Here is a 13,218-nt window from a genome sequence, read left to right as displayed (position 1 = left end):
TTCCTCACCTACATTTCATCATTATCGATTTTCATAACGATATGTACCAATCTGGTATATAGCCGCTTTTAATACTTGGAAGCATATTATGGCAGTATGCTTATCAGGAAGAAACTGTGTAGCCATCTGTTGATAAGGATGAATATAGTTTCTAAAATCGCGTACAACATGACTGAACTTTTGAACATCCTGTTTTAAAACGCCAATTTCTGTTGCCACATCTATCATGTTATTTAGCGTCCATTCTGGAAAAGCTCTAACTTTCCCGCTTGTTTTGTCTCTGGGAGCAGACTTTGCTTGATTAAATTGTTTGGGATATGCAGTTGCAACTCCTAATAAAATACCTTCTAAAATACTCCCGATCATGAATATAGCTGCTAATGGTGCCTCTGATTTGATACAAGCTTCTACTTCGCAAAGCCTATATTTAACAATATCGCTAATGTTAGCGTCTAATTGCAACTTTCCTACATTAACATCAAATGTTTGCTTTAAGAAGTCTTCTTCTTGTATTTCCGAGGATTCTCTTTGAGATTTTGATATGACAATCTTATCAAGTCGTTTGAAAGATATGATTTCATTATCTCTGATAACTTGCCATTTATCAAAAGCCATATATTGATTGAACTGCGCAATTAGCTGATCCAGCGTATCTATCTCACCGACAAAATCAATAACGGCAAATGTCATCTTAATACATTTATCTAACTCAGGAGTTCCATTGATCCTTTGAAGACGATCATCAGTATATGCCCATCGTGAAGGGAAGCCTTGTCCATAGGCATCATTAAAGCCAAGCTGATTAAAAAAGCTGACAAGTTTGGGGCCTGATCGGTAATGATCTGTTCCATCGCCATTTATTATACTTCGCAATATTTCCAGAGTCTTTTTACTTAGTAGCATTTTTGTTTAGCGTCCCCTTTCTTAATCTTTTTTGGGGAGGATTTCACATAATAAAGATAAAACTAATTTTGGATACACTAAGTTGGCAGATGTTTTTTTCAATCTCTGCACCATATACCAAGTGCAATATTCATAAGAGCTTTCGGTCAGCTTATATCGCCGCCAAATTAGGCTTATCATATCAAAAATTACACTTGGTCAGATCAGCTTGGTTCCAGTTCCACTTTATGGCTGAATTTATCGCACTCCGCAATTTGGAGATTCCCAAAAAAGCAAATCGGGTATGTGAGAAATGCTTTTTGAATTTCCTCATCCATTTCATTAAAAGTTCTCTGCGCAGCTACTTTATCATCCAGTAATAAATATGCACCGCAGCGAATGTTTGGAGGACAATCTGGAACAGTAAGTTTAGCCAACTCAACAATTTCCGATGGGTTTAACTTGCGCCGCCGCTTTACGATTTGCAATTTATTGAGCAGCATAATGTTTCCATCAGTAAGCCCTTGCGCTTGAAGCCATTCGCATATTTTCTCAGCAAATCCTAAAAGCAGGGGGTCTTTCTGCTTTTGTTCATCATAGGCGCTTAATATATCCAAAAGCCAGAAAACATAACGATCCGCCATCTCAGGTTTTAGTTCTTTTTGGATTATATCTTGGTACATCAGTTCATAGTTTATGTTTGATGTGTGGATGAACGCACTTTTATCAAGGAAAAGAAATTGAGATGCAGGAATCGGATTCTTGTGTTTCATGTCATCTAATGTAAACATTGCGATATGGCGCGGGGAAAAGAAGTTCTGGACGGAATATTGCCCTTCTTGATTTCGCTCAGCCCATATCCAGATTACAAGATTAGCAATTTTGAACGGACCGTAAAAAGTTTTTTCCGTCATGTTTCGGAAACCGATTTTTCGATTGTATAATACAGCTCCAACAAAGTTTTTAAGGTTAGATTCGTCTTGAGGAGAAATAGAGTCAATCTGCAATTCTTCGGTTACTCCGAGCAATTCAAGCATCTTTTTTACATCCTTATAATAGGCTAAGCTGCTTTTGCGCGATGCAACATCTACTGTAATTGGATCATTAAAAGTGATTTTTGCACCATTGATGCTGATTTCCCGGCTTTCAAGAACATCCAAAAAAAGGGAAGCGTCCTTTATAAATTCGGAAAGCGTACCACTGGGTTTGAAGCTTATAGAAGACTTTTTCTGCTCCTGATTTAGAACTAAACTTAGCCCTCTACCAATTCTTATCGTCGGCTCGCCCTTAAAATATTGGACTGCATAGGAATTATAATAAATCTGTTCTTTGACTTTTATATCCCCATCAACAGGTTTCGAAACGATTGCATCCGTTATCCTATCAATGGGAATTTCAATATCAAGTCCTTCTGGTTTTGCATACAAATAGAAATCGTGCGCGGACATAAAGCTCGGCAAATCTTCCTCTTTCAAACCGATCCCAGAAGCGTTGAAAGTCAAGCTTTCAATTTTTGTTCCTCTGCGTTCAAGTTCCTCTATTGAAAGCAAGTCTTTCCCTATAAAACTCGATTGTTTGTGAGCATTGCTGGTGAAAGACAAGAAAATATGCGCCATTTCCTTCGGATCATTTTCAGGAAATAATTTTAGTCGAATGGAATAGGTTCCCTGTGCTTTTGCACTTTTCAGGATTTTATCAAGATCCACAACAAGTAAGCTCGCATAGAAAATCTTATGTTCTCCTGTTGCAGGTACTACGCTTACTAAGAAAAAAATACAGCCGCCATCATGATAATAGTTTCTCAAATCCACTGTGCTGCATGAAAATGTCGCAACATCCGAGACAAAAATCTTTTCTGTCCCTTTCACCTGAATTGGAACACGCCCTTTGATGTTTTCTTTCTTTTGATCCTCCGATTTGTAAACAAAAACCGTTCCATCCCAAGAAGGCGTCTTGTCATTTGAATCAATGTAAGCATCCAATATGGGACACTTTAATAATGCTGATTTCAAAGCGGTTGTCGCAGATTCCTCTATGCGTTTCGTGTTTTTCACTTACTCACCGCCCCCTAAAAGGCTCTCCATTTTTTTGCGAATCTTTTTCAGCTCTGCGTTTAATTCCATTTTTCGGTTTAGTTGTTTTTCTTTGCGGATTTTCATTTCGAGAGAAGCGATCTTTTTTAGAAGTTCCTGCTTTGCTTCATCCCGTGCCACAGATTCTTGAAGCGTTTCCCCCTGTGTAGAAGAGAGGGAATCCCCAGCGATCTGCCGCACAAGGTTAGCATAGACGGCATCCATGTTCAGACCGTCGATGGAGAAGTTGAGGCTTCCCTCCGGTACCTAGTCGGTGTGATAATACCGGCTGACTTTGAAGACGTTGCTGCCGGAAGCAGCGGCCTCCTTGTAGCCAATCCACGCTTGTTCTTTTCTGTCACAGGTGAGCAGAAAAAGAATGTGATAGGGAATCTCTTTGTCAATCTGCCGCAGGACGGCCTCGTCAAACTGCGGCTCCTGCACCCTGACCTCAAACACTTCGATCTCCGTGACTTCCTCCCCAGCTGCAATGTTCATGGTGGTCGCTGCCAGCTTGTTGCGCCAATAGATGATACGGATCTGATCTACAAACACTCGCTTGAGCGTGTGAGGGATGTCTATGTTCTCATAAAACTTTTGTTTAGGGATGCGCTTATTAAATTCTGTTCTTTCGGGTAGACCCAGCATGGCAATCCCTCCTTACTTCACGACAAGGAAGCAGATCAGCTCAAAGTCATCCAGCCCGGAAACAGCGGACATCAAGGCCGTCGTGCCGCCGCTCTTGAACAGGCTGTCAATGTCGTTCTCTTCTTTTGCATCAATAATGGAGTTGATGGCATCGCTCAGAAGCTCTGATACCTCGCCCATCCTACGGCCATCTTCGGTTTCTTCATTGAAACGCCTGCACAGCTCCACGCAAGGCTTGTCCTTGCCCTTGCAGAGCAGTCGGATGGTGTCCAGCATCTTTTTCGGGTTGAGGTAGTCGCAGACAATCTCACCATCCTCGCTGATGTAGACCATGTAGAACGGATGAATGCGGTTCCGGTTGTCTTTATTCACGCTGTCGTTGATGTTTCGCAGGACGAAAACAACACCGGCGGGCGCACCCTCGCCTTTTGGCACGACGGCGTGCATTCCGTTGGGAGCCTTTTCTACATCATCGTGCTTCTTCATATATTCCAGCAAATCCAACCGGAATTCGTTCAGTCCCAAGTCCATGATGGAAATGCCGCTGGACATCTCTTCAATGTCCACAACCTCTTCTTGTAGCCGCTTGAGCTGCGCTTTTCGGTATTCCAGATCACCTTTTTCCTCCGGGTTGATTAAGTCATCGTCGCCGGTAGAAGTCATGACCGATATTTTCATGCGGGTCTCTACGCGGCTCTTTAGACTGATATATTCATCCAAGTCCATATCCGGCCAGAAGTTCACAAGTTGAATCTGGCTGTTCTTACTGCCGATACGGTCAATTCGTCCGAAACGCTGGATGATACGCACTGGGTTCCAGTGAATGTCGTAGTTGATGAGATAATCGCAGTCTTGCAAGTTCTGACCTTCAGAAATACAGTCGGTGGCAATCAAAATGTCCAGTTCATCTGTGCTTCCCGGCATGAGGACGGCTCTGCCTTTTGATAGAGGGGAGAAACAGGTCAGAACCGTATTCAAATCCGCTCTCAGGCGGGGTATCGTTGTACGGCCATCCACCGAGCCGGTGATCTCCGCCGTCTCAAGGCCGAACTCTTTTTTCGCAAATGCACTGACATTGGCGTACAGGTAGTCTGCCGTATCGGAGAATGCGGTGAAGATGATCAGCTTACGGTTGCCCGGATTGATGGGATGCTTCTGCTTGGAGCGGATGGTATCAAAGAGGGTTTGCAGCTTGGTGTCATGCTCCGGCGTGATGTCTGCAATCATCAAGGAGAGCAGTTCCAGATTGTCGGCATCCTTTTCAAGTTCCCGCTGCCATGATACATAGTCCATATCCGCAAGGTCGATTTTGACTTTCTTGCCGACAGAGAAGAAGTCGGTGTTCTGATCGTCATAGTCGAAGTCCTGCGCATTGGACATATCGGTCAGGTCAAGCATACAGCCGCCAGACCGGTAGTTCTTGATGGTCTGGATGGTACCGTTGATTAGCTCCTTGATGCGATCAAGCGTCAGCCGGAAGGAGTACACCGAGCTTTCCAGGCGCTTGAGCAAATTGATGCTCATGAGCCGCCGTATGCCTTCCTCACGGCCTTTTTGTGTCAGGCTCGTTCCCTTGTTGTGGGTGAGGTCAATGTACTTTGCCATCTTGGACGGCATGATGTAGCTGGACGGTGTGTAGATGGTCAGGCTCAGGGACATCAGCAGATTATAGATTTCATTGTAGTTGATTGCCCCGTCAAGGTCGGTCAGGCATGGCCGGAGCGAGATGGGCGGCAACCGGCTTGGGAAATTGCCGATGTCAGCGGTATCATAATATTTTTCAATGTGCTTTCTGGAACGGGCAATCGTTACGCTGTCCAGCAGCTCAAAGAAGTCAAAGTCCAGTGTTTTCAGCAGAGCGTCCGTGGTGCGCTGCTCAGCGGGAAGCTTGCTCCACGCATTGAAGGCGGTTTGCGCCTGACGGAAGATTTCGTCAATGCTCTTGGTGGTGTCAAGCTTTTCGTTGATCTGTGCAGCGTCTCCCTCATAGGCAAGGGCAAGTTGGTTTTTCAGGTCGATAAATTTGTTGTTGACCGGCGTTGCGGAGAGCATCAGCACCTTTGTCCGAACTCCGGCACGGATCACTCTGTTGAGCAGTTTTAGATAACGGTTTTCCTTGGCATCCTCACCGGTGATCTCGCCGCCGTTGCGGAAGTTGTGGCTCTCATCAATGACCACAAGGTCGTAGTTGCCCCAGTTTAGACGGTCAAGCTCAATCCCGTTGGAAATGCCGTGTTCACGGGACAAGTCTGTGTGGTAAAGGACATCGTAGCGCAGCCGGTCAGAGGCAATGGGATTGTTGATATAGTTGCCTTTATATGTATTCCAGTTCTCTGACAGTTTTTTGGGACAGAGGACCAGGACGGATTTGTTGCGGTTCTCATAGTATTTGATAACGGCCAGCGCAGTGAAGGTTTTACCCAAGCCTACGCTGTCTGCAAGAATACAGCCGTTGAATTTTTCAAGCTTACTAATAATTGCAAGAACAGCATCTCGCTGGAAGTTATAAAGCATTCCCCAAATTTTACTGTCCTTGAATCCGGTTGCCTCATTGGGCAGCTCATCGTCAGAAATATCCTCCAAAAACTCATTAAAAATATTGTAGAGAGTAAAAAAGTAAATGAAATCTGGCGAATTTTCTTTATAGGCAGTACTGATACTTTCAATTACAATATCTGTTACTTCTTGAAGTTTTTTGTCATCGTGCCACAGATCGTCAAAGAGTTTCAGAAAGTAGTCTGCATTTTCAAAGCTCTCGGTTTTTTGTACAGGATAATAAGCATTATTTCCGCGCTCACAGCCCAAATCAACTGTGGTGAATCCATTGATTGGCATATAAGTGCTTTCATCCACAGTTATAAACCCCATCATTTGTTCTTGAGTAATATTGGATTTGAAAACAACCTTTTTTCTAATCCATTCTGCACATTCTTTAGCTATGGCTTTTTGAGTAAGTTCATTGCGCAGTTTTACCTCAAACTCAGTCCCATATAGGCTGCGCTCTCGAGATAAACGGGGAATATAAAACTCTCTTTTGGCTTTTGGGGTTTTCTCGGTAATGAAAGTAGGCGATGTAAAAATAAAATGTAGCTTTTCTATGCCCTCAAGCTGTTTCTTCAATTCTTGATAAGCATAGATGGAAAAGCAAGCAGCAGCAATCGATATTTTGCTTCCTTTTTTGACTTCCTTCTGCAAATCATCTTTAATGGTATTATTAATGTTGTCCAATATTTGCACGGTAACACCTCATGATTTTCCATCACATATTATCACATTCCACTCAGAAGAAGCGGATAACTTATACTGATGATATTCAGGAAGGGAACAGCTTTAAACCCTACTTATATTTTGTGGATACCCTTTTTCTGAAAGTTACTCTGCGCCTTTTGAAATAGTGGTGTCTGGGAGTATTTCCATAATATCTTCAATTCCGCATCCGAGTTTGAGGCATATTTTTTCCAGCACTTCAACAGTTGTGTTCTCACCCTTTTCAAGTTTGCTCATTGTAGAGTAGCTGATGCCGACAAAATCGCGGAACTCTTTTTTCTTCATATCCCGATCAATGAGAATCTTGAATAGCTTCTTATAGGACACTGCCATTTTTTGCACCTCATCTTCTAAACTACATTGTGGCGAAATTACAATTTCATTATAGCATATCTTGCTGTGAAAAGCGAGAAATATTATGCGAACGCATTACTTTTACCTTTGAAATCACGCGATCATTTTACAAATGTAAAGCACCAGTGCATACGATAAGTGGTTGCACTGGTGCTCCTGTACCCTATGATTTTTTATTGTTTGTATTCCGTTACGGATTTGAGGTATCTTTTGGGATCGCCATTGAGAACAAGATCTGCATAAGCGATCGGGTCATTATAAATCAACCAATCCAATTCCGATCTCTGAAAGCGGTTATCGGCCACTTCATTCTCAACGGCAGTGCAGTCAATAGAAATCCTACTCTCATCAGTGAAGTAAAGTTCTACACAGGCGGTGTCGATATTAAACTCACAGGAAATCAGTTGTTTCATGGGATGTACCTCCAAAATTTAATGTTCTGGAAGTAATGTAAGCGTGGGTTTGTGATTTGGTATCCTTAACTATGTGAAACTTCGTTCTCCCAGTTGGATATGGTCTGGCGGCTGACCCCCAGGGCCTGGGCCGCCTGTTCCTGTGTCAGTTTTGCGCTGATCCGCGCTCCTTTGAGTTTGGCGCCGATCTCCATCCTTTCCACCGCCCCTTCCGGTTCCATTGTACTTCCCGGTGCGCTTTTTGTCTATCAAAGGTCTTTTGCATTTCTATAAAACGGCGTCAAAATTCTTTTACACCACGGGATACAGAGGAATTTTCCCCTTTCCCAGGTCAAAAAGAGGGAAAAAGGTCATGGAGGACCTGGTGAGCGATAGGGGCAGTTGTCCATGAAATTTTGATTTGCCATTCCCAACAGGGTCAGAAGTAAAGTGGTTTTGCTCAAAGAAGATGTGCCTCCAGCGGCATTTGCCTGATATGTTCCGCCCATGGGTGGCGGATTTTTGCGGTAAAGGCAGATAAAAAAGTACAGGCACAGCACTTGACAAAAAAAGGAGAAGGGGATATATTAGATTCATCAAAAATTTTTGATGTGAGGTGAAAATGGTGGGAGACTACCAGCGGGATGCCAGAGTATTCAAAGCGTTGTGTGACCCCAAGCGCCTGGCGATTTTGGAGCAGCTGCGGGATGGGGAAAAGTGCGCCTGTATGCTTTTGGAACCCATGGACTTAACCCAGTCTGGGCTTTCCTACCATATGAAGGTCCTGTGTGATTCCGGTCTGGTAACAGCCCGTCAGGAGGGCAAGTGGACTCATTATCGCCTCAGTGCCCCGGGAAGAGAAAGAGCGGTGGAGCTGCTGCGGAAGCTGACCACTCCCTGCACGGAACAGCACAGCCATGAAGATGATGAGGAAACATAAATGCCCTCCGGTTCCTTACCAAACCAGCGATGCCCTGGGGCTTGACGCCTCTGTGGGTGGGGCGCGGGCTGAAAGTCCGTTGTATGCTGTGACTTTTATGACTTCAGATAGATACAGCTTCTGAAATAAAGTTTTTCCAAAAGCTAAAGCGCCGTCCCCAAAGGCGGCGTTTATTCAAGCACAAAACATCAAAAATTTTTGATATGAATGAAAAGGAGTGAAGGTGCTGGGTTCCGGCTGCGCAAAATGCAATGGGCTGGAGGAGGCTGTCCGGGCCGCTTTGGAGGAGTTGGGCATGGATACGGCGATAGATCATGTGACTGATTTTGCCCAGATCGCCGCTTATGGTGTGATGAGCACCCCCGCGCTGGTGGTAGATGGTAAGGTATTGTCCAGCGGCAGGGTGCTGAAAAAGGAGGAGGCCGTGGCGCTGCTTCGAAAGGCAAGAGGAGAGAAGTGAAATAAAAAAGTACAGGGATTGCTCTTGACGCGCCCCATCCCCACAGCCAAAGAACGACAGGCGGGATACTGTAAAAGCGCCTCCGCCCCCTGTCCGGAAGGGCCATGGGGCAGTCTGTCGGGAGAGAATCAGGTGGCGGCGTTCAGGTCCAAAATTTCCAAAAAGTATAAAAAATCACCGGTCTGCAGAGCCTGCCAAAGAAGATCCACAGAGCGGCTGTTTTTTTATAAAAGGCAGTGCTGCCCGCCAAAAAGCAAAAAAAGAAACCCCCGCTATTGCAGGGATTTCTTCCTTGGTGGACGTTGAGGAACTCGAATCCCCGACCTTCCGCACGTCAAGCGGAAGCTCTACCAGCTGAGCTAAACGTCCATATTCTGTCTCTCGAAGACATTTTTGCCCGAGAACAAGCTATATTATACACAAGGAAAAACCAAAAATCAAGTGTTTTTTTGCTTTTTGACAGAAGTTGTTAAAATTCCATAAACGCCCCATTGGTTCTTGTGCCAATATACCAAACATGATATAATATAAACTGTATCACTCTGTGATTCTGGAGGAACGGAAAACGTGCGTATTTTAGGCATCGATCCCGGCTATGCCATTGTGGGCTATGGGGCGCTGGACTATGCTTCCAGCCGCTTCCGCACAGTGGAGTACGGGGCAATCACTACCCCGGCGGGGATGGAATTCACCCAGCGGCTGAAGATGATCTATGACGATATGACAGAACTGCTGGAGCGGACCCGGCCTGAGGCCATGGCGGTGGAGCAGCTGTTCTTTACCAACAACAAGACCACCGGTATTGATGTGGCCCAGGCCAGGGGTGTGATTCTGCTGGCGGCCTGTCAGGCAGGTGTGCCTACCTTTCAGTATACCCCCATGCAGGTCAAGCAGGCGGTGGTGGGCTACGGCAAGGCGGAAAAGGCCCAGGTGATGGAGATGACCCGCCGGCTGCTGGGCCTGAAGGCGGTCCCCCGTCCTGACGATACCGCCGATGCCCTGGCGGTGGCCATCTGTCACGGACACACCGGGTCCTCCAATCTGACCCGGAAACTCGATTTGCTGAGGTGAGAAACCATGATCTATAGTGTAACGGGAAAGCTGCTGGTGGTGGAGCCGGGCTACGCTGTGGTGGAAGCCGGAGGGGTGGGCTATAAATGCACCTCCACTACCAATACGCTGGCCAGTCTGCCGCCCCGGGGCAGCCAGGTGACACTGCTGACCCATCTGTATCTGCGGGAGGATGTGCTGGAGCTGTACGGATTTGCCACTGAGGAGGAGCTGAGGTGCTTTCGGATGCTCATCACTGTTTCCGGGGTGGGTCCCAAGGTGGCGGTATCCATTCTTTCCGGCACCACACCCCAGCGGCTGCTGCTGAGCATCGCGGCGGGGGATGTCAAGGCCCTGAAGGTCCCGGGCGTGGGTCCCAAAATCGCGCAGCGGATCATCCTGGAGCTGAAGGACAAGGTGGGCAGCGACGATGCGGCCAAGGGGTTGACAGGAGCTGTATTCAACCTGACTGAGAACGCGGATGGGGAGCTTTCCGCCCAGGGAGAAGCCATTGGCGCCCTGGTGACGCTGGGCTACAGCCAGACTGACGCCGCGGCGGTGGTGGCACGTCTGGACCGGTCGCTGCCGGCGGACGAGCTGATCAAGGCGGCGCTGAAAAAGCTGTCCAGAAATCTGTGAGCTGCTTCAAATAAGTATGCTGTTTTTTTGCCTTTCAGTTCCGCACATGGAAAGAAATTTTTGCAGCAGATGCCATGATTTGTTTGAGAAAAAGTCTCTGAAGGGGCAGGGGGAAAAGCTGTGGTAAATATTTTCGATCATGAAAAGGATATGGACCTGGAAAACCGCATCGTGGCCCCGGATTACACCCGGGATGACAGCGAGGTGGAGAACACCCTCCGGCCCAAGACCCTGGCAGAGTATATCGGTCAGGAGAAGGCCAAGGAAAATCTCCGGGTTTTTATCGAAGCGGCCCGAATGCGGGGGGAGCCTCTGGACCATGTGCTCCTCTATGGGCCTCCCGGCCTGGGCAAAACCACCCTGGCAGGGATCATTGCCGGGGAGATGGGGGTCAACATCCGCATCACATCCGGCCCGGCCATTGAGAAGCCGGGAGATCTGGCGGCGTTGCTGACCAACCTGGAGGAAAACGACATCCTCTTTATTGATGAGATCCACCGCCTCAACCGCTCGGTGGAGGAGGTCCTCTACCCGGCCATGGAGGACTTTGCCCTGGATATCATTATCGGCAAGGGCCCTTCCGCCCGGTCCATCCGTATCGACCTGCCCAAGTTCACCCTGGTGGGAGCCACCACCCGGGCAGGACAGCTGACCGGTCCCCTCCGGGACCGCTTCGGCGTCATCTTCCGCCTGGAGCTCTATTCCACGGCGGAGCTGGCCCGTATCATTACCCGCAGCGCCGGTATTCTGGGTATCCCCTGTGAGCCGGACGGCGCTCTGGAGCTGGCCCGCCGCAGCCGGGGCACCCCCCGTATCGCCAACCGGTTTCTCAAGCGGGTGCGGGATTTCGCCCAGGTGATGGGAGACGGGGCCATTACGGCGGAGATTGCCGGAGAAGCCCTGGAGCGGCTGGAAGTGGACTTTATGGGCCTGGACAACATCGATCGGCGGATTCTTACCACCATCATCAAGGCCTACAACGGCGGCCCGGTAGGGTTGGATACCTTGGCGGCAGCAGTGGGGGAGGAAAGCGTCACCATTGAGGATGTCTATGAGCCCTACCTGATGCAGGAAGGCTTCCTCAGCCGGACCAGCCGCGGACGGTGCGTCACCCTCAAAGCTTATGAGCACCTGGGCCTGACCCCGGCAGCAGGCAGCGGCGTGGCATCCAGCCAGCTGACCTTTTAAAATAACGGCGCACCTTTCCATAAGAAAAAGCATAGATTGGGGTAAAATCAGCTGATTTTGCCGCTGGAATAGCAAGGACGAAGGTTTGTGCAGGAGGAATACGAGGGATGCGAAAGGGATACGGGAAGGGGATGCGCCCAAAGGGACTCGTCCCTTTGGAAACCCATAGTTGAGGCGATCACGATCTGGTTAGTCAGAGAAAGTGCCGGCCACAGTTTTTGTTGGTACTTTTCAGTGTTAAGGGGAACGGGCTGAAAGGCTGGTTTGTGTTTCTATCAGAGTATCGCCAAAACCGCCCGCTCGCCGGTTGTCTGGGTAAAGCCAGACAATCCACTCGCTGCTCGCGGGGGCAAAGTCCATTCCGTTACGGTCCCCTGTGGGGGGACCATCCACTCCATTTCCTTGCCCCCGCTCCTCCGAAAAAAGTCCCGCTCCCGTCCAGCTAAAGGCTTGCAAGCGCGCCTTATTGACGCCGTCTGGTCGCTAGCAACTTTTTTCGGGCGAAGGCCATTAAAATTCAAGAGGGAATTTTGGTAGTACCGCAAATGTGCGGCTTAAAGGCGGCGCAGCTAAGCTGCGCCGCCCCCAAAAGAGAGCGAAACTGTCGGTTTGCAGGAAAAGGGACTTATCATCTCATTTCAGCTTACAAACCCCGTAGTTTTCTGAAAAGCTGGGGGAGACCCGCTGGCGGCGGTTTATCCGCCGCCCATAAAAGAACGAAACTGGAGTTTTGCAGAGGAGAAGTCCTGTCCGCTCACTTTTGTCTCAAGCCCTATCCGCCCGTGGCGGATTTGAATTCTACCTTATCCGCGCAACGGAATACCGGTTCCGCATCAAATAAAAACACCGTCGCCCGGAAAAAGTTGCTAGCGCAGCGGAGGCGTCGGGAGGGCGTTTACAACCGAGCAGCCGGAGCAAGCGTGACTTTTTCCGGAGGAGCAGACGCAAGGGAGCGGGCGGATGGTCCCCGTACAGGGGACCGGAGCATAGCGGACTTTGCGTCTGCGAGGGCGGCAGCGGAATTCCGGTATTAGCAAGGCGGCGGTATCTGTACTTCCTGCTGTGGGTCGGAGCGAGGGAATGCCGCCCCCGTGTGTCAGGCGGCAACTAAAACTACCTTAGCATACCGAAAAAAGTTGCTAGCGCAGTGGAGCCGTTGTGAGGGCGTTTACCAACCGAGCAGGCGAAGCAAGCGGGACTTTTTTCGGAGAAGCGGGGGCAAGGAAATGGAGTGGATGGTCCTCGCTTAGAGGACCGGAACGAAATGAACTTTGTCCCCGCGTCGGAGCGGAGGGGCGACTTGAAGCGATTTTCCGAGCGTACCAG

The 13,218-nt window shown here is 48.3% G+C and carries 10 protein-coding genes, 1 tRNA gene and 2 pseudogenes; 5 read left to right on the top strand and 8 right to left on the bottom strand.

The features are described from left to right. Positions 1-21: 21 nt before the first annotated feature. The 7 genes and pseudogenes from BQ5383_RS04540 to BQ5383_RS19960 form a co-directional block, all read right to left on the bottom strand. Positions 22-903, bottom strand: coding sequence for a DUF4145 domain-containing protein (locus BQ5383_RS04540; protein WP_071429620.1), 882 nt, complete (start codon positions 901-903; stop codon positions 22-24). Between the two features lie 203 nt (positions 904-1,106). Next, positions 1,107-2,936 carry a hypothetical protein gene (locus BQ5383_RS04535; protein WP_071429618.1) on the bottom strand — a complete coding sequence of 610 codons (1,830 nt, stop codon included), beginning with the start codon at positions 2,934-2,936 and terminating at the stop codon, positions 1,107-1,109. Next, a pseudogene (locus tag BQ5383_RS04530) lies at positions 2,937-3,602 on the bottom strand (DUF4391 domain-containing protein). Positions 3,603-3,614: 12 nt separating this feature from the next. Then, the gene (locus BQ5383_RS04525) at positions 3,615-6,437 is read right to left on the bottom strand and encodes a helicase-related protein (protein WP_338061408.1); all 2,823 of its coding nucleotides are present in this window, start codon (positions 6,435-6,437) and stop codon (positions 3,615-3,617) included. A 537-nt stretch (positions 6,438-6,974) separates the two neighbouring features. Next, a complete protein-coding gene (locus BQ5383_RS04520; protein WP_071429614.1) occupies positions 6,975-7,202 on the bottom strand; it encodes a helix-turn-helix domain-containing protein in 228 nt (75 codons plus the stop codon). A gap of 194 nt (positions 7,203-7,396) precedes the next feature. Further along, a complete protein-coding gene (locus tag BQ5383_RS04515; RefSeq protein WP_071429612.1) occupies positions 7,397-7,636 on the bottom strand; it encodes a DUF6061 family protein in 240 nt (79 codons plus the stop codon). A 65-nt stretch (positions 7,637-7,701) separates the two neighbouring features. Further along, positions 7,702-7,857, bottom strand: coding sequence for a helix-turn-helix transcriptional regulator (locus BQ5383_RS19960; protein ID WP_338061407.1), 156 nt, complete (start codon positions 7,855-7,857; stop codon positions 7,702-7,704). Between the two features lie 380 nt (positions 7,858-8,237). On the opposite strand from BQ5383_RS19960, the gene BQ5383_RS04510 reads away from it, so the two are divergent. Both BQ5383_RS04510 and BQ5383_RS04505 read left to right on the top strand, forming a co-directional pair. Next, positions 8,238-8,555: an ArsR/SmtB family transcription factor gene (locus tag BQ5383_RS04510; protein WP_071429998.1), complete on the top strand. Its 318-nt coding sequence runs from the start codon at positions 8,238-8,240 to the stop codon at positions 8,553-8,555. A 217-nt stretch (positions 8,556-8,772) separates the two neighbouring features. Continuing rightward, a pseudogene (locus tag BQ5383_RS04505) lies at positions 8,773-9,015 on the top strand (thioredoxin family protein); the annotation flags it as partial. 293 nt (positions 9,016-9,308) lie between these two features. Here the strand turns inward: BQ5383_RS04505 and BQ5383_RS04495 are convergent. Continuing rightward, positions 9,309-9,384 (bottom strand) — tRNA-Val (locus tag BQ5383_RS04495). Positions 9,385-9,582: 198 nt separating this feature from the next. Here BQ5383_RS04495 and ruvC point away from each other — a divergent pair. The 3 genes from ruvC (at position 9,583) to ruvB (ending at position 11,892) form a co-directional block, all read left to right on the top strand. Further along, positions 9,583-10,086 (top strand): crossover junction endodeoxyribonuclease RuvC, encoded by a 504-nt coding sequence (ruvC, locus tag BQ5383_RS04490; protein WP_071429606.1) that lies wholly within the window; start codon positions 9,583-9,585, stop codon positions 10,084-10,086. Between the two features lie 6 nt (positions 10,087-10,092). Further along, positions 10,093-10,704: a Holliday junction branch migration protein RuvA gene (gene ruvA / locus BQ5383_RS04485; protein ID WP_071429604.1), complete on the top strand. Its 612-nt coding sequence runs from the start codon at positions 10,093-10,095 to the stop codon at positions 10,702-10,704. A 150-nt stretch (positions 10,705-10,854) separates the two neighbouring features. After that, a complete protein-coding gene (ruvB, locus tag BQ5383_RS04480; RefSeq protein WP_071429996.1) occupies positions 10,855-11,892 on the top strand; it encodes a Holliday junction branch migration DNA helicase RuvB in 1,038 nt (345 codons plus the stop codon). Positions 11,893-13,218 lie beyond the last annotated feature (1,326 nt).

The sequence above is a fragment of the Angelakisella massiliensis genome, assembly GCF_900104675.1.
Taxonomy (GTDB): Bacteria; Bacillota; Clostridia; order Oscillospirales; family Ruminococcaceae; genus Angelakisella; species Angelakisella massiliensis.
Note: the sequence above shows the minus strand (reverse complement) of the source record. Positions and strands in the feature narration are given on the sequence as shown.

What these genes read in the sequence shown, in the direction of transcription:
- BQ5383_RS04515 (WP_071429612.1), bottom strand. Translation starts at nt 7,636, where the DNA reads ATGAAACAACTGATTTCCTGTGAGTTTAATATCGACACCGCCTGTGTA.
- BQ5383_RS04510 (WP_071429998.1), top strand. Translation starts at nt 8,238, where the DNA reads ATGGTGGGAGACTACCAGCGGGATGCCAGAGTATTCAAAGCGTTGTGT.
- ruvA (WP_071429604.1), top strand. Translation starts at nt 10,093, where the DNA reads ATGATCTATAGTGTAACGGGAAAGCTGCTGGTGGTGGAGCCGGGCTAC.
- BQ5383_RS19960 (WP_338061407.1), bottom strand. Translation starts at nt 7,857, where the DNA reads ATGGAACCGGAAGGGGCGGTGGAAAGGATGGAGATCGGCGCCAAACTC.
- BQ5383_RS04540 (WP_071429620.1), bottom strand. Translation starts at nt 903, where the DNA reads ATGCTACTAAGTAAAAAGACTCTGGAAATATTGCGAAGTATAATAAAT.
- BQ5383_RS04525 (WP_338061408.1), bottom strand. Translation starts at nt 6,437, where the DNA reads ATGCCAATCAATGGATTCACCACAGTTGATTTGGGCTGTGAGCGCGGA.
- ruvB (WP_071429996.1), top strand. Translation starts at nt 10,855, where the DNA reads ATGGACCTGGAAAACCGCATCGTGGCCCCGGATTACACCCGGGATGAC.
- BQ5383_RS04520 (WP_071429614.1), bottom strand. Translation starts at nt 7,202, where the DNA reads ATGGCAGTGTCCTATAAGAAGCTATTCAAGATTCTCATTGATCGGGAT.